Source organism: Maribacter dokdonensis DSW-8, from assembly GCF_001447995.1.
Lineage (GTDB): Bacteria > Bacteroidota > Bacteroidia > Flavobacteriales > Flavobacteriaceae > Maribacter > Maribacter dokdonensis.
Window position 1 is genome coordinate 610877 of sequence record NZ_LDPE01000001.1, and the last position, 23559, is coordinate 634435.

At 35.8% G+C, this 23559-nt stretch carries 22 protein-coding genes; 8 read left to right on the forward strand and 14 right to left on the reverse strand.

Annotation, left to right across the window (positions count from 1 at the left end; translation table 11 throughout):
* The first annotated feature begins 315 nt into the window (after positions 1–315).
* The 4 genes from I600_RS02865 (at position 316) to I600_RS02880 (ending at position 6183) form a co-directional block, all read left to right on the forward strand.
* Complete coding sequence (locus I600_RS02865; protein ID WP_058102994.1) at positions 316–2532, forward strand: NADP-dependent isocitrate dehydrogenase; 2217 nt, start codon at positions 316–318, stop codon at positions 2530–2532.
* A gap of 113 nt (positions 2533–2645) precedes the next feature.
* Complete coding sequence (locus I600_RS02870; protein WP_058102995.1) at positions 2646–5045, forward strand: TonB-dependent receptor; 2400 nt, start codon at positions 2646–2648, stop codon at positions 5043–5045.
* A 3-nt stretch (positions 5046–5048) separates the two neighbouring features.
* Positions 5049–5969, forward strand: coding sequence for a DUF4249 family protein (locus I600_RS02875; protein ID WP_058102996.1), 921 nt, complete (start codon positions 5049–5051; stop codon positions 5967–5969).
* On the forward strand, positions 5956–6183 hold the full coding sequence (locus tag I600_RS02880; RefSeq protein WP_058102997.1) for a DUF6095 family protein: 228 nt from the start codon (positions 5956–5958) through the stop codon (positions 6181–6183). Before I600_RS02875 ends, I600_RS02880 begins: the two co-directional genes overlap by 14 nt.
* Positions 6184–6188: 5 nt before the next feature.
* On the opposite strand, the gene I600_RS02885 is transcribed toward I600_RS02880, so the two are convergent.
* Positions 6189–6881 carry a DUF4294 domain-containing protein gene (locus I600_RS02885; RefSeq protein WP_058104255.1) on the reverse strand — a complete coding sequence of 231 codons (693 nt, stop codon included), beginning with the start codon at positions 6879–6881 and terminating at the stop codon, positions 6189–6191.
* 104 nt (positions 6882–6985) lie between these two features.
* Between I600_RS02885 and I600_RS02890 the strand changes: the two genes are divergently transcribed.
* Both I600_RS02890 and I600_RS02895 read left to right on the forward strand, forming a co-directional pair.
* Entirely contained in the window at positions 6986–8074 is a 1089-nt protein-coding gene (locus tag I600_RS02890) for a M42 family metallopeptidase (protein WP_058102998.1), read from the forward strand.
* A gap of 46 nt (positions 8075–8120) precedes the next feature.
* Positions 8121–8678, forward strand: coding sequence for an NUDIX hydrolase (locus tag I600_RS02895; protein ID WP_058102999.1), 558 nt, complete (start codon positions 8121–8123; stop codon positions 8676–8678).
* Between the two features lie 31 nt (positions 8679–8709).
* Here I600_RS02895 and I600_RS02900 read toward each other — a convergent pair whose 3' ends face one another.
* The 8 genes from I600_RS02900 to rpsF form a co-directional block, all read right to left on the reverse strand.
* Positions 8710–9144 (reverse strand): RbsD/FucU domain-containing protein, encoded by a 435-nt coding sequence (locus tag I600_RS02900; RefSeq protein ID WP_058103000.1) that lies wholly within the window; start codon positions 9142–9144, stop codon positions 8710–8712.
* A gap of 79 nt (positions 9145–9223) precedes the next feature.
* Positions 9224–9994, reverse strand: coding sequence for an SDR family NAD(P)-dependent oxidoreductase (locus I600_RS02905; RefSeq protein ID WP_058103001.1), 771 nt, complete (start codon positions 9992–9994; stop codon positions 9224–9226).
* Positions 9995–10131: 137 nt separating this feature from the next.
* A complete protein-coding gene (gene hisS / locus I600_RS02910; protein ID WP_058103002.1) occupies positions 10132–11511 on the reverse strand; it encodes a histidine--tRNA ligase in 1380 nt (459 codons plus the stop codon).
* A gap of 82 nt (positions 11512–11593) precedes the next feature.
* Positions 11594–12070: a DUF6495 family protein gene (locus I600_RS02915; RefSeq protein ID WP_058103003.1), complete on the reverse strand. Its 477-nt coding sequence runs from the start codon at positions 12068–12070 to the stop codon at positions 11594–11596.
* Between the two features lie 61 nt (positions 12071–12131).
* Entirely contained in the window at positions 12132–15239 is a 3108-nt protein-coding gene (locus tag I600_RS02920) for a TonB-dependent receptor (protein WP_058103004.1), read from the reverse strand.
* A 103-nt stretch (positions 15240–15342) separates the two neighbouring features.
* The gene (gene rplI / locus I600_RS02925) at positions 15343–15795 is read right to left on the reverse strand and encodes a 50S ribosomal protein L9 (protein WP_058103005.1); all 453 of its coding nucleotides are present in this window, start codon (positions 15793–15795) and stop codon (positions 15343–15345) included.
* A 14-nt stretch (positions 15796–15809) separates the two neighbouring features.
* Entirely contained in the window at positions 15810–16106 is a 297-nt protein-coding gene (rpsR, locus tag I600_RS02930; protein ID WP_027067300.1) for a 30S ribosomal protein S18, read from the reverse strand.
* 5 nt (positions 16107–16111) lie between these two features.
* Complete coding sequence (gene rpsF, locus I600_RS02935) at positions 16112–16453, reverse strand: 30S ribosomal protein S6 (RefSeq protein ID WP_058103006.1); 342 nt, start codon at positions 16451–16453, stop codon at positions 16112–16114.
* Positions 16454–16684: 231 nt separating this feature from the next.
* On the opposite strand from rpsF, the gene I600_RS02940 reads away from it, so the two are divergent.
* Positions 16685–17377, forward strand: coding sequence for a LytR/AlgR family response regulator transcription factor (locus tag I600_RS02940; protein ID WP_058103007.1), 693 nt, complete (start codon positions 16685–16687; stop codon positions 17375–17377).
* A gap of 53 nt (positions 17378–17430) precedes the next feature.
* On the opposite strand, the gene priA is transcribed toward I600_RS02940, so the two are convergent.
* The 4 genes from priA to nadC are packed head-to-tail and all read right to left on the reverse strand — an operon-like array spanning position 17431 to position 22153.
* Entirely contained in the window at positions 17431–19887 is a 2457-nt protein-coding gene (gene priA / locus I600_RS02945; protein WP_058104256.1) for a replication restart helicase PriA, read from the reverse strand.
* A gap of 2 nt (positions 19888–19889) precedes the next feature.
* Positions 19890–20330: a DUF2147 domain-containing protein gene (locus I600_RS02950; protein WP_058103008.1), complete on the reverse strand. Its 441-nt coding sequence runs from the start codon at positions 20328–20330 to the stop codon at positions 19890–19892.
* Entirely contained in the window at positions 20327–21295 is a 969-nt protein-coding gene (locus tag I600_RS02955; protein ID WP_058103009.1) for a YihY/virulence factor BrkB family protein, read from the reverse strand. The genes I600_RS02950 and I600_RS02955 overlap by 4 nt, the downstream gene beginning before the upstream one ends.
* Positions 21296–22153, reverse strand: a complete 858-nt coding sequence (nadC, locus tag I600_RS02960) for a carboxylating nicotinate-nucleotide diphosphorylase (RefSeq protein ID WP_058103010.1) — start codon at positions 22151–22153, stop codon at positions 21296–21298.
* A 65-nt stretch (positions 22154–22218) separates the two neighbouring features.
* Here nadC and rlmH point away from each other — a divergent pair, with 65 nt between their 5' ends.
* The gene (gene rlmH, locus I600_RS02965) at positions 22219–22692 is read left to right on the forward strand and encodes a 23S rRNA (pseudouridine(1915)-N(3))-methyltransferase RlmH (RefSeq protein ID WP_058103011.1); all 474 of its coding nucleotides are present in this window, start codon (positions 22219–22221) and stop codon (positions 22690–22692) included.
* A 17-nt stretch (positions 22693–22709) separates the two neighbouring features.
* Here the strand turns inward: rlmH and I600_RS02970 are convergent, their stop codons facing one another.
* Complete coding sequence (locus I600_RS02970; RefSeq protein WP_058103012.1) at positions 22710–23528, reverse strand: type IV pili methyl-accepting chemotaxis transducer N-terminal domain-containing protein; 819 nt, start codon at positions 23526–23528, stop codon at positions 22710–22712.
* Positions 23529–23559 lie beyond the last annotated feature (31 nt).

Here is a 23559-nt window from a genome sequence, read left to right on the forward strand (position 1 = left end):
GTTTTTATTATTCAATGATGACAATGAAAAAGAAATGCTGTGTAGATGCCGGGTTGCCTAACCTGGGAATCGAAAAACATTTTAAACGTTGAATCAGTAAAACGGATGCAATCAAGGGTTGCCGTTTTGATGAAAAATCAAAACAAACTGTCCGTAAACTTTTTCTAAAAAGCCATATCATTGTATGCGTACATTGATATGGCTTTTGTTATTTAACAAAACTTCCCTCCTGCCTGAAATATTAAGCCATTTTCAACACTTTCATACCTTTAGAAAATTGTATATTTGTTCCGCTTAAATTAAAACAAACTGCAAATGTCCAAAATTTTTTATACCAAAACAGACGAGGCGCCTGCATTGGCTACAGAGTCTTTTTTACCTATTGTAAAAGCTTTCACAAAATCATCAGGAATTGAAATCGAAACTAAAGATATTTCTTTAGCCGGCAGAATTGCTGCTACCTTTCCAGAGTTTTTATCGAAAGAACAACAGGTGTCCAATGATTTGGAAGAATTGGGCAACATGGCAAAACAGCCAGAAGCAAACATTATAAAATTACCTAACATAAGTGCATCGGTTCCTCAATTGAACGAGGCTATCGCAGAATTGCAAGCTAAGGGTTACAACATACCAAACTACCCAGACGAGCCTAAAACTGATGAGGAAAAGCAAATAAAGGCGAAGTACGATAAAATTAAAGGTAGTGCCGTAAACCCTGTTTTAAGGGAAGGTAACTCTGACCGTAGAGCTCCTAGAGCTGTAAAGAATTACGCAAAGCAAAATCCTCATAGCATGGGTGCATGGAGCTCTAGCTCTAAAACTCATGTAGCAACAATGGGTGATGGCGATTTTCAAGCCAATGAGAAATCAACAACATTAGCCAATGCCACTACGGTACAGATAAAATTGGTTTCCGAAGGCTCAGAAACTATTCTAAAAGATAATTTAAGCCTGCTTAAGGGTGAAATTATCGATGCAACGGTAATGAACAAAACAGCCTTGCTAGATTTTCTTCAAGCAGAAATTAAAGATGCAAAAGATAAAGGCATCCTTTTTTCAGTGCATTTAAAGGCTACAATGATGAAAGTTTCCGACCCTATTATTTTTGGTCATGTTGTTGAAACTTTCTTTAAACCCGTATTTGTAAAATATGCAGACACTTTCGATAAATTAGGTATTAGTCCTAATGATGGACTTGCCAGTTTATACCAGAAGATTGAAAAATTAACCACTAATGAAAAAGATGCCATTACTAAAGATTTAGATGAAGCTTTGGCTAATGGACCAGATCTAGCAATGGTAAATTCAGACAAAGGAATTACCAACCTACACGTTCCAAGTGATATTATTATTGATGCATCTATGCCAGCTATGATCAGAAACTCCGGTCAAATGTGGAATGCGGAAGGTAAATCTCAAGACACCAAAGCTGTAATACCAGATAGTAGCTATGCAGGTATTTATACGGCTACCATTGATTTCTGTAAAGAACATGGTGCGTTTGACCCTACTACTATGGGTACCGTACCAAATGTTGGTCTAATGGCACAAAAGGCAGAGGAGTATGGCTCACATGACAAAACTTTTGAAATTAGCCAAAGCGGAACTGTACAGGTAGTTGACACCACTAGTGGTAAAGTATTACTTGAGCATACCGTAAGCAGTGGCGATATTTGGCGTATGTGCCAGGTTAAAGACGCTCCTATTCAAGACTGGGTAAAATTGGCAGTATCTAGAGCAAGAGCTACCGATGTACCTGCTGTATTCTGGTTAGACGAGAACAGATCACATGATGCCGAGTTAATTAAGAAGGTAAATACATATTTAGCACAAGAGGACACTAATGGTTTGGACATCCAAATTATGTCTCCAATTAAAGCCACAGCTTTCACATTAAAAAGAATGAAAGATGGCAAGGATACTATATCTGTTTCCGGAAATGTATTAAGAGATTACCTTACTGACCTCTTCCCTATTTTGGAAGTAGGAACAAGTGCCAAAATGTTATCGATTGTTCCTTTAATGAACGGCGGTGGACTTTTTGAAACAGGAGCAGGTGGCTCAGCACCAAAGCACGTAGAACAATTCCTAGAGGAAGGTCATTTAAGATGGGATTCTTTGGGTGAATTCTTAGCATTAGGCGTTTCTTTGGAGTTCTATGGAGAAAAGAATGGAAATGCAGCAGCAAAGGTTCTTGGTGATACCTTGGATAGTGCTACCGAGAAATTTTTATTGAACGACAAGTCTCCTTCAAGAAAAGTAAAAGAACTGGATACAAGGGGTAGTCATTTTTTCTTGGCAAAATACTGGGCAGAAGCATTGGCGCTACAAGATGATAACGCTGAATTAAAAGCTATTTTCTCTAAAGTAAGTTCAGAAATCAATAACAAGGAAAATGATATCCTTTCAGAATTGATAGATGCACAAGGATCAACACAAGATGTGGGTGGTTATTATAAGCCAGAAACCGCTTTGGTTCAAAAAGCAATGAGACCAAGTTCTACTTTAAATGGAATATTAGAATCCATTTAATTCAACTTTAACTTCTATGAATACCCTTAATTAAATTTAAGGGTATTTTTTTTGACCTTTAATTACTTTTAGGAGTATAGATCTATTCTAAGTATTTTTACACTAAAAAATTGATGAAAGTACTTTTACCGATTCTTATCATCTTATTTTTAAGCTTACCCCATACTATTCAGGGCCAACAAAAATATACACTAAGCGGTACTATATCTGAAGTAAGCAGTAACGAAACATTAATTGGTGTTACAGTGGCAATACCAGAATTAAAAACCGGTGTCACCACCAATGAATACGGTTTTTATTCCATCACCCTTCCAGAAGGCACCTATACGGTACTTATAAGTTATTTAGGTTTTGAGGATATCACTCAACAAATAACATTGACAGAAAATAGACGTAAAGATTTTTTGTTAAGCGAAGAAGCTGAACAATTAGAGGAAGTAGTGGTTACGGAAAATGTGGAAAAAATGGATATCAGAAAGCCACAAATGAGCGTTAACACCCTTTCAGTAGGTACTATTAAAAAAATACCGGTGATTTTAGGTGAAGTAGATGTCATAAAATCCATATTACTATTACCGGGTGTAACCAATGCCGGTGAAGGTGCCTCAGGTTTTAACGTGAGAGGTGGAGCAGCTGATCAAAACCTTATTCTATTAGATGAAGCCATCATCTTTAACTCTTCTCACCTTTTTGGATTCTTCTCTGTATTTAATCCAGATGCCATTAAAGATGTAAAACTATATAAAGGTGGCATACCTGCCCGCTATGGCGGTCGAGTTTCATCTGTGCTAGATATATTTCAAAAAGAAGGCAATAGCAAAGAGTTTAAAATGAATGGCGGTATTGGTGCAGTTGCCAGTAGATTGTTGCTAGAAGGTCCCATTAAAAAAGATAAAGCAGCTTTTTTAATTGGCGGTAGAGCTTCTTACGCCCATTTGTTCCTTCCGTTGTTCGATGTTGATAACACAGCATATTTCTATGACCTAAACACCAAATTCAACTATAGATTAAATGAGAAAAATAACATTTTTCTTTCTGGATATTTTGGTAGAGATGTCTTTGGTATCAACGATAGTTTTGTAAACACCTATGGTAATGCTGTGGGTAATTTTAGATGGAACCATTTATTCTCCGACAAACTTTTCTCCAACCTATCTTTAATTTACTCTGATTACTATTACGGGTTAAAACTAGATTTTGTAGGGTTTAATTGGAACTCAGGCATAAGAAACTTTAATCTTAAATATGACCTTAAACATTACGCCACAGACAAATTGCAGATCAATTACGGCATTAACAACGTCTACTACCAGTTTAACCCAGGTAAAATTGAACCAAGCAATTCAGAGTCTGGCATTATTGAAGAACAACTAATTGAAAAATATGCTAATGAATTTGCCGCTTATGTTGATTTTGAACACAGATTAAGCGAAAATTTGAGTGTAGGTTACGGGCTGCGTTTTAGTCACTTTATGAGACTAGGGCAAGATGAATTAAATGTCTATGCCAATAACAATCCGGTTACTTATGATCCCTTTTTACTCATCTATCAAGAAGCAGACCCTATAGATGTTATAAATCCCGGTAGAGGAACTACGCTGTCTCATTTTAGCAATTTTGAACCAAGAGTTTCCCTTTCATATACCTTAAATCAATCTAGCTCTATTAAAGCGAGTTACACTAGATTAGCTCAATACCTACACCTTCTTTCAAATACCAGCTCACCTACCCCTTTAGATGTTTGGACACCAAGTGGACCATTTACAAAGCCACAGCTATTAAATCAATATGCTTTTGGTTACTTTAAAAATATTAATGATGGAGATTTCTCCTTAGAAACTGAAGTCTTCTATAAAAATGTCCAAAATAGAATAGATTATATAGACGGTGCTAATCTTATTGCCAATAATGCCATTGAACAAGTAATTCTAAATGGCGAAGCGCGTGCTTATGGGCTGGAGTATCTTTTGCGGAAAAATGAGGGAAAACTACAGGGTTGGCTAGCCTATACCCTGTCCAAATCTGAACAACGCACACCTGGTAGAGCGTCTGTTATAGACAATGGTCGTAGCAATGTTGAAACCGGAATTAATTTTGGGAATTGGTACAATACGCCTTACGATAAAACGCATGACATTTCATTGTTCTTAAGTTATGATCTAACAGATAAATGGAGTTTTAGTGGAAATTTCACATACCAAACCGGACAACCTACCAATTACCCCGTCGGTCAATTTGAATTTCAAGATTTAACCGTGCCTTATTACGGTTTAAGAAATTCTCAACGATTACCGGCATACAATCGCCTTGACCTATCGGCTACTTTGAAACCTAAAAAAAATAAGAACCGAAAATTAAAAGGTGAATGGGTCTTTAGCTTATATAATGTTTATAATAGACGAAATGCAGCTTCTATTAATTTTAGACAGAATGATGACACCGGAGTAAACGAGGCTGTAAGAACCTCTATATTTGGCATAGTGCCGGCAGTAACTTACAATTTTAATCTTTAGGAAATGAAACGCTTTATATTAATCATATTAGGCTTTATTCTTTTTATCTCATGTGAAGATGTCATAGAGGTTGAATTACCGGAAAATGACACCAGACTAGTTGTTAACGGTGTAATACGCGTAGATGAAAATCAAGAATTTCTACCTATTGAAATAGCTGTTTCCGAAAGCAGCTCTTTTTTTGACGAAAACACGGTAGCATCATTAAAAAGTGCCATTATCTATTATGGTACCCCTAACGCCGATGCCCCGGAAATTTTAGAAGGAGGTGGTATTTCCAATTTAGCCGAAGTAGAACCAGGTAGCGGTATTTGGGTACCTGACCCTAGTTTTGATAGTGATCAAAGAATTAGAGTTAGCAGTATTGAAGAAGGAGATGTTTTTCAACTTATTCTAGAAACAGAAAATGAGCAATTTTTTGCTACGACTACCTATGTGAAATCTGTGCCTATAGATTCCTTAGAGCAAGGTGACGAAACCCTATTTTCAGGTGATGAAACAGAAGTAATAGTTACATTTACAGACCCGGGGGAAAGCAACGATTTTTATTTGCTCGACTTGGATTTTGGAGAGTTTTTAGTAACAGAAGATGAATTTTATCAAGGACAGACTTTTGTATTCTCATATTTTTACGATAATGAATTAGCAATAAATACAAGCTCTGTAGTAAATATAAGTTTACTTGGTGTAGATGAACAATTTTACAATTACATGAACCAAATCATTGTTCAGTCCGGTGGCGATCAAGGTCCGTTTCAAACCCCGGCAGCTACTGTTCGTGGTAATATAATAAATGTTACCGGAATTGATAACGACGAGGTTGTTGACAATGTTGAACGTTCAGATAATTTTGCATTGGGTTATTTCGCCATTGTAGAAGAATATACAGATAGCATAACAATTACAAACAATGAGGAGAACTGATAAAGATTTACTTGTAACAGGTTTAAAAAGATTGGCATTCACCGTTTTATTAATGTTCACTGCCCCCTTTGTACTATGGCAGGCTTTCAAGAACCAAGACCACTCTATGTTCTGGCCGGTTTGTATTTTAGGATTGATTCTTGCCGCATATGCCGTTTATATGGGGTTTAAGGGCATTATGACAATAATGGATTCAATGTTCGGTAAAAAATAAAAACTTTAGCCTTTTGGTATTTTGGTCGTTTTCTTCCACTTATTATAAAGCTTATCGTAATCGTAGTCTAAAACCGTTTCTTGCCGTTCTAATTTACCTTTTGAAAAAGCGCGTTGCAAAATATCTTCTATCAAGTAGTCTTCTTCTACAAGGTCTGGATGAAACTCTTCCTTAATGCTTATATTAAACAATTTAGCCGTGGTATTATACCAAAAAGCTCTCCAGCCATTTCTAAGATCCTTGACCAAATCAAAAGCGGTTGTACCCGTTTGCCTATAAATTAGTTTCACCAAAATTTGACCTTCGGTTCTAGTTAATTTTTTCAACTCTTCAGAAAATTCTTCTTCAATAAATTTCTGTACTTTTTTAGTATACTTTTTGCGTTTACGGTTGTTCTTCATATTCGCCAAACTATCGTTTAGCTCAACCAAACGCTCCGCAGCCATTTTAGCGTATGGATATACTTTTTGCGTTTTTCTCCTTAAAATATAGTAGCGTAATTTTTCATCATAAGACGAGAACTTAAGTTTACCAAAAACATACGCTTCCTCTAATGCTATAGAACTTTGCAGCAATGAGTCCCCTGTTACGATAATCATTTTTTCCGCAACAGAATCAAGCTCTTGTTCCTCAACCTGAGCTGTACAGATAAAAACACCGGAGACCAGTAGATAAAGTATTAAAAAGTTATATTTCATTACCATAGGCTTAACAAAAGTCCTGCCAAAATTAACGAATATTAAAGAAGGTTATTATTAATACAACGCTAATATTCTTAAGTTTGTATCTTAAATTAACATTGATGGCTGAGAAAAAAATAATTACCAAAAAGTCTGAAGACTTTTTTGAAAAATACTTGAACAATGCCGCTCCTACAGGTTATGAGTGGGAAGGGCAAAAAATTTGGATGGACTACCTAAAGCCTTATGTAGATACATTTATAACAGATACTTATGGTACTGCGGTAGGAGTTATAAATCCTGATGCTAAATATAAAGTGGTCATTGAAGGGCATTCAGACGAAATCTCATGGTACGTTAATTATATTACGGATAACGGACTTATTCATGTTATAAGAAATGGTGGAAGCGATCACCTAATTGCTCCTTCTAAATGGGTAAACATACATACTAAAAACGGAATTGTAAAAGGTATTTTTGGCTGGCCAGCTATTCATACCCGTAAAGGGGATAAAGAGGAAACTCCAAAAATTGAGAATATTACCGTTGATGTTGGTGCAACCACCAAAGAAGAAGTTGAAAAACTTGGTGTACATGTAGGTTGTGTAATTACATACCCAGACGAATTTCAAATTCTTAATAAGAACAAATATGTTTGTAGAGCTATAGACAATAGAGCTGGTGGTTTTATGATTGCCGAAGTTGCACGTCTATTGCATGAGAATAAAGTAGAATTACCTTTTGGACTTTACATTACAAACTCTGTTCAAGAAGAGATTGGATTGCGCGGTGCGGAAATGATTACACAAACTATTCAGCCAAACATTGCTATTGTTACAGATGTTTGTCACGATACGACAACTCCAATGATCAAAAAAGAGGTTCAGGGACATACCGAAATTGGAGCCGGACCTGTAATTTCTTATGCTCCAGCGGTACAGAACAAATTACGTGAACGTATCATTGAGACCGCCGAAAAGAAAAACATACCATTTCAACGAATGGCTGCATCTAGATCTACCGGTACAGATACAGATGCATTTGCCTACAGTAATGGCGGTGTTGCTTCTGCTTTAATTTCTTTACCGTTACGTTACATGCACACTACCGTAGAAACGGTTCATAAAGATGATGTTGAAAATGTAATTCGTCTGATCTACGAAACATTGTTAACGATAAAGGATGGCGAAACTTTTAGCTATTTCGAATAATCTTATTTAATCCCTCCACCAATTTGGAGGGATTTTTTTTTACGCTATGGATGAACTAATTGATATTTTAGATGCCGATGGAAGAATGACCAATAGAACGGCAATGAAAAGTGAAGCCCATAAAAACGGATGGTTTCACCAAACGGTTCATATTTGGTTTTACACCTTAGATGGCAAAGTTCTTTTACAGCAACGAGGTAAGAACAAAGATGTTTACCCCCTACTTTGGGATGTAAGCGTTGCAGGTCATATTGGTGCTGGCGAAAATATAATTACCTCTGCACTACGTGAAATAGAAGAAGAAATCGGTTTAACCATTCAACCTGAAAAATTGCAAAAAATTGGAGTTTTTAAATCTGTACACAATCATTCCAAAAATTTGATGGACTATGAGTTTCATCATACATTTTTGGCTCCCTTACATTTATCATTACATGATTTACGAAAGCAAGAAAGTGAAGTAGAAAACTTAAAATTGATTCCAATGGATCAATTCACTAAAGAATTAGGTGATATTTCAAAGTTTAAATACGTGCCACATGAAATATCGTACTATAATACCATCACCAAGGAAATTTCTAAATGTTTGGCAACAAGCAATTAAAAGCCAGGATTTCAATGTTACCTCTTATAGTTTAAAAACTGCTTTCCTCAGCCATTTTAACTACCCCAACCGTTAAAATCAAATTGGCAAAACGTCGTTGTTCACCTGTCTGTAAAATTAGTGTAGTGGTCTTATCACGAATTTGGTCGTAAAATGCCCACCTTTCCATTTCACTCCAACTAACATCTCCCAGCAATTCTTTATATGCCAAATGTATTTCAGCATTTGCTTCAGGTGGTTTTTCCATTACAATTGCTCCTTGTATAGGACAAACCTCAAGTATACCTTCAAGAACGGTCAATGCATCTAACAGCCCTGGTTTAAAATTTAAATGCACTGTTGTGGAATTTGGACCGTTCATTGCGCCAACAGGTAGGTTACCATCTGCAATAACAACTTGGGCAAAATGCCCAGAGCGTGCAAGAACCTCCATTATAGTAGGATGAATAACCGGAGTCTTAAGCATAATTATATATTTAAAAGAAATATGAGAATAAAACACTAGCTACCAAATGGCAACCAGTGTTTTATTTTTAATCGATTTTTTACATATTGTAAACGCCACCATTGATGTCTAGCGTAGCTCCAGTAATAAAGCCATCGTATTCAGATGCCAGATACAATACAGCTCTAGCTACATCATCAGCGTTACCTGCTCTTTGAATAGGAATACCTTTTGTAGTTTCTGCAGCTGATTCCTTTGTTGTATGCGTATTGTGAAATGAAGTACCTAAGATAAGCCCTGGCGCAACAGCATTAACTCTTATTCCCTGTGGTCCCAATTCTGATGCAAGTGCCCTTGTATACGTTAAAATAGCTCCTTTACTGGTTGAATATACCAATGATCCCGGGTGACCGCCTTTACGACCTGCCAATGATGCTAAATTGACCATACTACTATTCTCATTCTTTGCCAAATATGGTGCTGCTGCCCGTGTAACGAACATCATTGAAGTCATATTAATATCCATCACCTTGTGCCAAAAATCAGTTTCCATTTCACTTAGCATTTTACGGGCAACTAAAGAACCTGCATTATTGATTAAAATATGAAGTCCGCCCAATGCTTCAACTGTCTTTTCTACCAATGCATTTGCATCGCTTTCCTTTGTGAGATCACCACTTACTGCAATTGCTTTTACACCTTTATCCTTTGCATAGGCTACAAGCTTATCTGCGGTATCTGCACTTGAGAAATAATGAATGGAAACATTTGCGCCACTATCAATGAAATGTTTGGTGATAGACTCTCCTATTCCTTGTGCACCGGCGGTAATCAATACATTTTTACCAAATAATTTGTTACTATTCGTCATGATTCTTTTAATTATAAAACTTGATTGTATTTTGGTTCTAAACCATTTTGATTGTCAATTGAAAACTGCACAACCAAATTGGTTAACCAAATATAATCAAAAATGACTCAGTAAGCTTATATTTGATTTTAAGGTACTTAACTCAAATAATCTATGAAAGCACCAACGTTGTTTAAGCTATATTCTAGTTGAGAGCCTTCATTCATGTTCTTTACAACAAATGAATTATTACTTAACTCCTGCTCCCCAATTAATATAACATAAGGTACATTGCGATTATTGGCATACTTCATCTGCTTTTGCATTTTGGCACTTGAAGGATACATATCTGCCTTTATGCCGGCTTTTCGCAACTGAGTAACCAATTTTAAAGCCGCCATAGCTTCCTTTTCCCCAAAGTTTACACAAAGTACTTGTAGCGAGCGATCAATTGCTTCTGGAAAAAGATCAAGTTCCTCTAGTACTAAATAAATACGATCCAGACCAAAGGAAATTCCCACACCACTTACATTCTTTAGACCAAAAATTCCCGTAAGGTCATCATAGCGGCCACCACCACCTATAGATCCCATTTTAACACCCTCAGGCGCCGCAACTTCAAATATAGCGCCGGTATAATAATTTAATCCGCGTGCCAGGGTGACATCTATTGACAATTTAGCAGATTGTAGACCTAGAGCAGAAATAGTCTCTAGAATAAAACGCAGCTCGTTCAATCCTTTTTTACCTTCTTCAGAATCTTTTAAAAGACCATCCAAGCGTTCTAATTGTTCGTTGTTACTGCCTTGTGGTAAAAATAATGGTGATGCTTTTTCAATTGCTTCTTCGGTAATACCCTTAGCGAGCATTTCTTTTTTGACTCCGTCCTCCCCTATTTTATCTAGCTTATCCAATGCAACGGTAAAATCTATCAATAAATCCTTAGCTCCAATTACTTCTGCAATACCTGCCAAGATTTTTCTATTGTTCATTTTTATAGTTGCTCCTTCCAATTTTAAATCGGAAAATACAGCATCGTATAACTGAACCAGCTCCACTTCTTGAAGCAATGAATCTGAACCAACTACATCGGCATCACATTGAAAAAACTCTCTAAATCTACCCTTTTGTGGTCTATCAGCTCTCCAAACTGGTTGAATTTGATAGCGTTTAAAAGGAAAATCCAACTCATTTTGATGCATTACCACGTAACGTGCAAAAGGTACGGTTAGATCGTAGCGTAATGCTTTCTCAGTAATTTTAGGAGCTATATTGTTAGAATTCTTTTCCGCATACGTAGCATCATCAACCTTTCTAAGAAAATCACCGGAATTCAATATTTTAAAAATCAAACGATCACCCTCTTCACCATATTTACCCAACAACGTATCTGAATTCTCAAAAGAAGGAGTTTCAATAGGTTGAAATCCATAAGTTTGAAAGTTCTTTTTGATAGTATCAAAAATGTAATTACGTTTTGCTATTTCAGAAGGATTAAAATCTCTGGTGCCTTTAGGTATAGATGGTTTCTGTGCCATTAAATTTATATTGTATTGCAAATATAACCTTCCATAAAATAAGGCTACATTTTAATAGTATGGATTTTAGATTTTTATTGTTCTATTTGGTAACGATAACTTTCTCGAACCATTGGTATAATTCCCCCTTGGTAATTACCGCTCCTTGCTTTATCAATAAAAACTTATCTACGTTTTTATCATCGGTGTAGGCTTTAGATGCAGTTAAATACTCTACAAAATCCGATTGCCAGTTTCTCTTGAACCAATCGAAACCAACAGTTGTAGTTAAATCAATTTCAGGATTCATCACCTTTACGGAAATCAATTTCATTTCTTTATCCGTTAAATGAAATAGGTGCATTTGATTGTTGGAAATATTCTCCAAATAGGTCACTTTTGCTAAAACACCTTCCCATACCAAATCGCTAAAAACATCTAATTCTTCCTCAGCAACCTTGGGCTTGTTCTTTTTAATATCATCCCATTCATCGCCTGTGATTGATTGTGTCGCAAGAAAATTGATAAATTCTGGATGCAATTCTTCCAGTTGCTCTTTTGTTAGCCGCGTATATTTCATTTTGCAAAAATAAAAAGCCCTAACATATTTGCTAGGGCTTTTACAACTTAATTTTATAAACTTAAAAGATATATCTCAATCCTACTTGTGCTTGCCATCTAGACAACAGACTTGCATCGTACCCAAATGTCTCTGTCAATTCAGGATTAAATGTGTAGGTAGGCACATTAGTATCCGGATCAACAGTTACACCAACAGGTTGAACATTATTTGGCTGTTGTACCAAGCCCCAATCAGAACTGATCAAATTACCTATGTTCAATACATCTACACTAAATTGTATAGTATTGGTTTTTCCTTCGGATACAGTGATTTTGTAATCTTGCAAGAATTTTACATCCCATCTTCCTCTCCATGGTGCTAAAGCTCCGTAACGCTCTGCATACTGACCTCTACGGTCACTTAAGTAATCATCTTGTGCAATATAGGCATCAAAAGCAGCTCCTTGACCTGCACCGGAAAATTGCATTTGACCAATTTCAGCTGAGGTTGGAACATAAATAAGGTCATTAATACCAGATCCATCACCATTGATATCACCGCCGTACGTATAATTGAACCTACCACCTTGTGCATATTCAAAGAATGTGGAAAGTGTAGATGCCCATTTACCATTACCATACTCCCAGTTTTTGCTAGCTACACCAATAAACCTATGTTTATCACCATATTTTGATGGTGCTAATATATCTGCGTTGGCGTCATTAATAATTGGGTTACCTGCAAAAGCATCTGAAGTAATTTCTGCTTCAATGGAGTTTACATCCTTGGCATCTAAATAACTATAAGCCAACATTGTATACAGACCATTATTAAAGTTTTTCTGGGCCTTCAAAGATGCATTCCAAATTCTTCCTTTATTTGAGTTGGTAAATACATATGGACCAGCACCTAAACCAAAGCTGTTCAATAAATCATCAGCAGTATAGGTTGCTCTTGTATCTACACCTGATAAATTACCAGATGGTGATGTCAATGCCCAGTTTTGAACGTGTGGACCATTGATATCTTTTGTATAAGAAAGGTCTGCAGTAAGCACCATACCATCATCTAAACGCTTATCAACACCTAAATTAGTTCTCCATACTTGTGGAAATTTGTAATCTGGATCAACTGCCTGCAAGAAAAATACATCTGGATTAGCAATTTGATTTCCTAACCATACAAATGGAAAACGTCCTGTAAACAAACCTGATCCACCACGAAGCTGTAGCGACTTATCCCCATTTACATCATAGTTAAAACCTACTCTTGGGGAAATTAGCCAATCATTAGTTGGCATTTGTGTATTATCAATAAAAACCGTTTCGCCTGTATTAGGGTTTTCATAAGGTTGATCAGCAATTACAAAACCTCTATCAATAACATCTTGTGCTTTCTGTGCGGAATCAAAAAACAAAGGCTTATCAAAACGTACACCATAGGTTAATTTAAATTTCTCGTTTACGTTCCATTCATCTTGTACATAAAAAGCCAATTGACCTACATTTGTTTCTGCCAATGCCCAACCTTCGCCATCTGGTACAGCGTTATTGGCATTAAATGTTGCTTGCGGTCCTGCAAAGTCATACGTAGTTGCATCGAAATCAGCTATATCTACGCTTCCAAATTTTGAAAAACCATACGCCGTAAGGTTAAATGAATTATCGAACATGAATTTCTCAAGAGAAAACCCTACCGTATACGTATGATCTCCTTTATAAAAATTCAGGTTGTTCGTAATTTGAAATACCTTTTGATCCAATCTATTGTGAGCAGAAAATGGTTCATGACCTGCAATAATGTAATTAGACCCATCTTTAGCAATATTGATTGATGGAGCAGGAGACGAAAATGGATTTCTATAATCATTAAAATGAGTATACCCCACTTGAAGCTTGTTAGATGCTGTCTCAGATAATGATGAATTCAATTCCACCTGAACAGATTTAAGCTCGTTATTTTGCTCATAACCAGAATTTTGAAACTGTAGCGTATTTGCATTAGGACCTCTAAACTGTATTGCCGTAGGGTGTGCCGGTTTTTGCTTGGATGCATTCAAAAAGTTATAAATCACCGCTAAACGATTATTATCGTTTATGTTCCAGTCCAATTTAAAAAGACCTTTTGTAGATTCTGCATCATGGGTAAAACCTTCATAAGCACCTGGATCGTATCCTACTGCCAGTAATTGATCCCTAACAGCTATTAAATCACTTTCCAATACTCTAGATTCATTGATAGCTCCCGAACCTGTGTTTGGTACCCAGCCATTAGTTCCTAAATCTGTTCTCTCATCTCTTTCGAAATTAGCGAAAAAGAATAGTTTGTTCTTCACTACCGGACCACCAATACTCACACCGTATTGACTTTGGTCTAATTTTGGTTTTACAATGTCATCACCTTTGATTTTTCCCCCGGTCATATCTTCATTTCTGAAAAAACCGTAAACCGTACCGTGAAATTCGTTAGATCCACTCTTGGTTACGGCATTAACTGAAGCCCCCGTAAAACCGGACTGAGTTACATCATAAGGTGCTGTTGATACTTGAATTTGTTCAATAGCATCCAATGAAATTGGTTGAGAATCTGTCTGACCTCCTGGTGTAGCTGCATCTAACCCAAATGGGTTATTGAAAATTGCTCCATCTAGAGAAAAATTATTGAATTGGTCATTTCTACCACCAAACGAATTTCCGCTTGCTGTTGGCTCTAAACGTGTAAAATCTGCAGCAGAACGTGAAATTGTAGGTAAACGCGTCAACTCTCTTCTACCCACACTAGTTTCTGCACCAGTTCTATCACTACTAAAAGTACCAGAACGATCAGATACTACCGTGACCTCGTCCAATGCTTGACTTTCACTTGCCAATTTAACATCAACGTTAAATGTTTGGCCTAATGATAAATTAACATCTGTAAGTAAATAAGGTTTAAATCCTACATAAGAGATTTCTACCGTGTAAGGACCACCAACACGAAGGTTAAGTAGGTTAAATCTACCATCTTCGTTAGAAATAGAACCATACTTAGTACCTGTAGGGGTATGTATAGCTACAATATTTGCTCCAAATAGTGGTTGATCTTGGTCATCCATTACCAAACCTCTAATGTTAGAGGTGGTAACCTGACCGTAAGTTGCGCTTACAAAAAGCAACAACAACAATTGAAAAAACAAGTTGTTTTTCATGGAATTTTTGGTTTAGAGTTATTTATGAGTTCTTTAACAAAAATACCAAAAAAAAAGAGCTATGCACGCATAGCTCTTTAAAGTTATTAACTTAGAGAGTTAATTATTTCTGCTCGGCAACAACTTCGAAACCAAAATCAACAATTACCTCGCGGTGTAATCTGATTTGAGCATTATAAGGACCGGTTCTTTTAACGGCACCACCTTGTATGCTAATATATTTCTTGTCAATTGCGTGACCTTCTTTTTCAAGAGCACCAGCTAAATCACCATTTGTAACGGAACCGAACAATTTGTCGGCAGCACCTGTTTTAGCGGTAATTTTTAATTCTAAAGCTTTTAATGCCTCTTCAGTTTTCTTAGCTGCATCAATTACTTTTTTCTCCTTATGTGCTCTTTGTTTTAAATTTTCAGCTAAAACTTTTTTAGCTGAAACCGTAGCCATAGTAGCTAAGCCTTGTGGTATAAGGAAATTTCTTCCGTAACCGTTCTTAACATTTACTACGTCGTCTTTAAAACCTAAATTTTGTACGTCTTCTTTTAATATAAGCTCCATGATTCTTTGTCTTATTATTTTAATAAATCAGCAACATATGGCATTAAAGCCAAATGACGAGCTCTTTTTACGGCTTGTGCCACTTTTCTTTGATACTTCAATGAAGTTCCTGTAAGTCTTCTAGGTAACAATTTACCTTGCTCGTTTACCAACTTCAATAAAAAATCAGCATCTTTATAATCTACGTATTTAATACCAGATTTTTTAAAACGACAATACTTTTTCTTAGTGTTGGTCTCAATGTTCAATGGAGTTAGATACCTGATCTCTCCATCTTTCTTTCCTTTTGCCTGTTGTTGTAATGTTGCCATAATACTTAAGCTTTAGCGGTTTTGTTTCTTGTTCTTCTTTTTTCTGCCCATGCAATTGCGTGCTTGTCCAATTTAACGGTCAAGAAACGCATAACACGTTCATCTCTTCTAAATTCCTGCTCGTAAGGTGATACTACCTCACCATCGCTAGTGAATTCAAACAAGTGGTAAAAGCCACTCTTTTTGTTTTGAATAGGATAAGCTAATTTCTTTAGCCCCCAATTCTCTTTAGCTACCATTTTGGCGCCATTGTTAATTAAGAAATCTTCAAATTTCTTAACTGTTTCCTCTATCTGAACATCAGATAGAACGGGATTCAAAATGAAAACAGTTTCGTAATGGTTCATATTATATTTGTTTTTAAGGAGTGCAAAAATAGATATTTTTTTAAAATAAATATAAGAAATGCAAATATTCTTCGTTATTGAATGGTATTAACATTTAAAAATTAAACCAAATCTTAAATATATCATCATTACCAATTACACGATCAACAGCGCATTGTTCACATCTTTTGTTGCAGTTCAGCATGTTTTTTCGGTTCTTTGTCGATGATTTAACCCCACAAATCAACCCTTATGAAGTTAAGAAGTATCATCGTTGACGACTCATCTATGCAAAGGATGGCCGTTGCCAAGTTGGTAAACAATCATCCAAATTTAACTATGGTAGCTGAATATAGTAATGCTATCGAAGCTAAAAATGGAATCAAGAACCATGAGATAGATCTTATATTCCTTGATGTTGAAATGCCAATTATTACAGGATTCGACCTACTCGAGTCACTAGAAAACAGTCCTCAGGTAATTTTAATTACCGGTAAACCTGATTATGCCCTTAAAGCATTTGATTATGATGTAACGGATTATTTACATAAACCGATTACCATGGCACGTTTTGATGCCTCTGTAAAAAGAGCCGTTGCCAATTACGAACAAATGCATAGAGTCAATGAAGACGAAGAGCATATTTTTGTAAAAAGTAACCTCAAGAAAAGAAAGGTCATTTTAAATGATATTAAGTGGATCGAAGCTCTTGGTGACTATATTAAGTTGGTAACAGACGAAGCTAATATTGTAATCTTATCAACAATGAAGTCTTTTGAAAAGCAATTGCCAGAAGATAAGTTTTTAAGAATTCACAAATCATATATCATTAACCTAGAAAAGGTTGAAAAATTCAACAGTAAAAATGTTGAAGTTAGCGGTAGATCAATTCCGTTAAGTAGAAATAAGAAAACAGAACTTGCCGAAGCGCTTAGTAACGTATAATATATGGTATAATTTTACTCTCAAAAAAAGACCGCTGATCAGCGGTCTTTTTTTTATATATGGTCTACATTATAAATAACCCGAACACTTCTATACATAGCTACAGATTTAAATGACTTCTCTATTCTTCTAATATTCGCTTTTGTCTGTACCAAAGAATTTGCCTTTTGAACCTTTACTACTATATGCTTTAAGTACTGATTTCTAATTCTTGCTACCGGTGGGTATTCCGGTCCTAATACCGTACCGCCAAAATTGGTACGCAATGCACTTGTAAACCAATCTGCAGCCTCATTAAGCACATTGTAGTTTTTATGCTTGAACGTTACTTTTATAATTCTATTTACGGGAGGGTATTTAAACTGTTCTCGCTCATATAGCTGTTCTTTATACATATTCACGTAATCACCCGTTGTCACCTGTTTTAATATTTGATGGTACGGATTATAGGTTTGTATTAAAACCTTTCCCCTTTTCTTGGTTCGCCCTGCCCTACCTGATACTTGAGTTAACAATTGATAGGTTTTTTCATGCGCTCTATAATCAGGGAAATTCAATAATGAATCTGCATTCATTACCCCAACCAAATTCACATTTCTAAAATCCAGGCCTTTGGTCAGCATTTGGGTACCCACCAAAATTTCCAGCTCTTGTTGCTCAAAGGCATTAATTATCTTTTCATAACCATGTTTGCCACGAGTAGTATCCAAATCCATTCTCCCTACCTTAGCCTCTGGAAATAACTCCTTAACTTCCTTTTCTATTTGTTCTGTGCCAAATCCTTTGGTATCCAATTCTGGACTACCACAAGCAAAGCAAGCTTCTGGTAATGCCGTATGATGACCGCAATAATGACAGCGTAATTGGTTCCTATATTGATGGTAGGTTAAACTTACATCACAATTTGGACATTGGGGAGAATGACCACATGTTAAACACTCCATCAATGGTGCAAACCCCCTTCTATTTTGAAAAAGTATGATTTGAGAACCCTCCTTTAGGGTTTCTTCCATCTCCAAAAAAAGACGTTCGGAAAAATGTCCTTTCATTTTTCTTTTCCTTTGCGCTTCTTTTATATCAACCAATTCCATATCTGGCATTAGCACATTGCCATAACGCCTGGTAATTTCAGCATAACCATATTTACCGGTTTGGGTATTGTAATAACTCTCTACACTGGGCGTTGCAGAACCCAATAAAATATTCGCTTTATGAAAATGCCCTAAAACAATAGCCGCATCTCTTGCATGATATCTTGGTGCCGGATCAAATTGCTTAAATGAACTCTCATGCTCCTCATCAACAATTATAAGCCCCAACTTACTAAAGGGCAGATACATTGCCGATCTTGCACCAATTACAAGCTGAGCCTTGGGTTTAGACTGTAATACATTTTGCCAAACCTCTACCCTTTCCTGTACATTATATTTTGAATGATATATGGCTATTTTCTCACCAAAATATTCTTGGAGTCTACTAATAAGCTGAGTAGTTAACGCTATTTCCGGTAACAGATACAATACTTGCAAGCCTTTTTCCAGACATTCTTCAATCAATTTCACATAAACTTCAGTCTTACCGGAGGAAGTCACACCTTTTAACAACGTAACCTTACCCGCCTCAAAAGAAGATTTGATATCAGCTAAAGCCGCTTCTTGATATTCATTTAGATCTTTAGACTCAGAATTATCATTTTCCCCTTCATAATTTACTCGGTCGGTCTTAATAAAGTACTCTTCTAAAATCCCCTTATCAACTAATGATTTTATTACCGCTTTTGAAGAATTGCTAGCTTTCTCTAACTCAGAAACCTTAATAGGTTTTTGACTTTTGCCTTGCAATTGAAACAATGACAAAACTACCTGGCTTTGTTTTGGCGCCCTGGTCAATGAATTTAAAAGTTCTTCTAATTTTTGATCGGATGTATGCTTAGCGCCTAATTTAACGTACCTGACCAATTTAGGTTTATATTGCTCATATACCTCTTCTTTCAGTACGATTACGTTTTTATCAAGCAACCTTTGCAATATGGGCAATACATTTTTACGCTCTATGATTGCCGATACTTCTTGAACCTTTAAAATAGATTGATGCTGAAGTGCCTCGAAAACCAAAAACTCATCATCTAAAAGTTCATTTTCATCAATTTCATATGCGGTATTCCTCAGTATCAAAGTCTCACTTTCCAATAGAAAAGCTCCCGGAAGAGCACTGCGTACTACTTCTCCTAGCGTACACATATAGTAAGAAGCTATCCACTCCCAATGTTTTAGTTGAAAAGGGGTAACTATTGGGTAATCATCTAATATTTCATGAATTTCCTTTGCTTCATATGCCTCTGGCGGATTCTGGTGTACGCTATAGATGATTGCGGTATAAATCTTAGATTTCCCAAAGGGAACCGCCACACGCATACCTGGCTGTAAAACCAATGCTTCTTCATCAGAAATAGCATAAGTAAAACTACGCTCTAAAGGTATTGGCAATATTACATTAACAAAGTTCAACATCACTATCCTTGCACCCGTAACCATGTTTGGGTTCTATAGATAAAAGCCAAATACCCCCTAACCTTTAATTCATCTGGATTATCTGGGTTCAACCATATTTTAAAACGAAAGGTCATTGCTTGTTCTGGATCAAACAATCTTTTTCCCTTCCATTCACCATCATTATTTTTTTCGCCACCAGTAATAATCTCCATTCCTTTTACGGGCTTATCCTTTAAATCCCCATCACATTTATCACAAACCTTATTTTCTTTTCCCTCTTCTAGAATATCAACCACCTTACCATACATTAATCCATCTTTTTCATAGATTTCAATAAGGCCTTTTGGTTTACCCGTACGATCATCTATGGTTTTCCACGTTCCAAATACAGATTGTGCAGAAATACTCATAGAAATAAATAATGTAAAGAAAATGCTTAATTGTACGGTTTTGTCTATCATTCTTTTTTTGTGATTTTACGTAATGTATTGAGTGATGCATTCAACTCAAACCCAAGTAGCAATATATTAGAATTTAACCAGATGTATACCATTAAAATCAATAATCCTCCTAATGCCCCATACAGTTCATTGTATCTAGCGAATTTTTCAACATAAATACCAAAGAGATATGATGTAATTAAAAATAATATAGTGGTCATTAATGCCCCTACAGAGAAAAATTTTGCCTGCTTACCCTCTCTGGTTCCAAAATAATACAGAATAGCCGTTGTAAAATATGATAGAATGATAAAGAAAAGTACTTTGGCGATCTGCACCCCTATTACCTCGTCTTCGCCTAAAATATAGCCTCCTTGCTTTGCCGCAAACTCAGATAGGTAGCCAAGCACGTAGAATTCAAAATAAATGAAAGCTACAAAACCTACAATAATTAGGATAGCCAATATTAACCCTACCATTAAAGCATATAGATATTGTCTAAAAAAATGGCGCGTAAGTTCTATATGATATGAAGTTTCAAATCCTCCAAAAATAGAATTCACCCCATTTGCTATTAAAAAAATGGATAACAAAAATGCCGAAGACAATAGACCTCCACGCTTTTGATCTTTAATCTGAGTAAACACTTCTCCAAAATAATCACCTGTTGCACTTGGTAAAAACGACTCTAAGAACAATTGAAACTGAACATCGAAATCACCATGCTCAATACTAATGTACGACACTAAAAACGGCACCAATGTTACCATAAATATGATCAATGGAAACAATGCCATAAATAAACTAAAGGCAATTGCACTGGCTCTTGTAGACAGTGTACCTTTTAAAACCCCCAAAACATACATTTCTAAAAGGTCGTAAATAGAAAGCCCTTCAAATCCTGGTAACCTGATTTGTTTTAAAAATCTGACCACCCAATTTACAACAGGTATTTTTTCCAGTTTCTCTTCGACCTCTAAAGACATCTACACGGCTTTTAAGCTCAAATCTAAGTTATAAACGGAATGTGTTAACGCTCCTGACGAAATAAAATCTACACCACATTCCGCATATTCACGTATGGTCTTTTCATTAATACCTCCAGAGGACTCGGTCAAACAAGTATCACCAATCAATTGGACCGCTTTACGGGTATCTTCATAATTAAAATTATCTATCAAAATACGATATACACCTTCTGACTGTAGAATCTCTTTAATTTCCCCTAAATCTCTCGCCTCAACAATAATTTTTAAATCGCGACCCGTTTCTTTTAAGTAATTTTTAGTTTTTTCTATTGCCTTTGTAATGCCACCAGCAAAATCAATATGATTATCTTTCAACATGATCATATCATATAAAGCAAACCTATGATTTTCACCACCACCTATTTTCACTGCCCATTTTTCTAAAGCCCGTATACCCGGTGTTGTTTTTCTGGTATCAAGAATTTTTGTGCCCGTACCCTTTAATAAATTGACGAACATATTGGTTTTGGTAGCAATAGCGCTCATTCTTTGCATGGCATTAAGTACAAGGCGCTCAGCCTTTAAAATGCTTTGCGAGCTTCCTTCTACATAAAAAACAATATCACCATGTTTTACTGGAGAACCATCTTTGATCAATACTTCTATCTTTAAATTGGGATCTACAAAATAAAAAACAAGTTCAGCAAAATCTACTCCAGCAATTATACCTTCATCTTTAACCAGCAATTTTGCTTTGCCAGTTGCACTATCCGGTATACACGCCAGTGAACTGTGGTCGCCATCACCAACATCTTCACGAATGGCATTTGCTATGATTAATTTTATCTCTTCTTTAAACTGGTCTTCTGAAATCATATATTTAAAATCTATTGTATTGCTAATTTACAAATCCATTTGCGAAATTGATTTACTTTTGACATATGACTATAAAACTTTTAGCCATTGGCAAGACCGACAGCGGTCAATTACAAGAGCTTATTGAAGTATATGAAAAACGATTACAGCATTATGTAAACTTTGAAATAGACATTATACCCGATCTTAAGAAAACCAAAAACTTGTCTGAAGACCAACAAAAAGAAAAAGAAGGTGAGCTTATTCTGAAAAAATTAGCACCTACCGATGTTCTTGTTCTTTTTGATGAAAAAGGAAAACAATTCAGTTCTGTTGAATTTTCTCAATATCTACAGAAAAAAATGAACTCTGGTATAAAACAGTTGGTCTTTTTAATTGGAGGGCCATATGGATTTAGCAATGCTGTGTACGCCAAGGCATCTGGTAAAATTAGTCTATCAAAAATGACCTTTTCTCACCAAATGGTTCGCCTGTTCATTACCGAGCAGGTGTATAGGGCGTTTACCATTCTAAAAAATGAGCCATATCATCACAGATAATTGTGAATCGCCATTAATCAAGCTTGTTTTTCAAGGGATTTCACCATATTATCTGAAACTCCCTCTAAATCCGTAAGCTCTTCCATTAAATATGAAATTAGCTCTTCTTTATGCGCCGTATTCTTTTCAATTTTTAGCACATGGTTGTAATTTTTGATATTCTTCATGTGCGATTGAAAGGCATGTGTTTGGTGCCAATTAATTTCTTTTAACTTCTGATTTTGAATAGCCATTTTCTTTATGGACGGATTGATAAAGAAAAATATTTCAATAATTAATATGATCAAAGAAAAAACCGCCAACTCCAATTCAATGATCATCAACGTCTTTATATCTTCTTCGGATGCTTTCTGAAATTGACCAACAATGGTATCCATCAAAACCAAAAACTTATCCGTTTCAGCAGACAGTTTTTCCATATCTACAGTCTGCAGTTGATTGAAATCGTCTAAAGTTTCAATGATATAGTTTAAATGCGGCTGCAGAAGATCAAAATTTTTCTGAATTTCCTCATTGTTCAATTCAGGAATGCCTGTAGCCTCATTCCCAATTTGCAAAGCAATATTTGCATTGGCCAATTTATTCATTGCTAAACGCAACTTACTAAAATCACATGTGCCATATTTACATTCGTAAACATGTTTCATTATTGATTGCGATAACATTCTTTGCCTACCCGCCTCATTGATCCTAAGAGAGTCTTGACGTTGTCTTGACAAAGAATATTGAATAATTGACTGTATTAATATTGTTAATATTATCACCGTAAAGACCAGTAGATAATAATTATTAAAATTTTTACCAGATTTTAGTTTCGATAAAATCTTTTTAAACATAACTAAAGATATTTCCTACAAAATAACATGT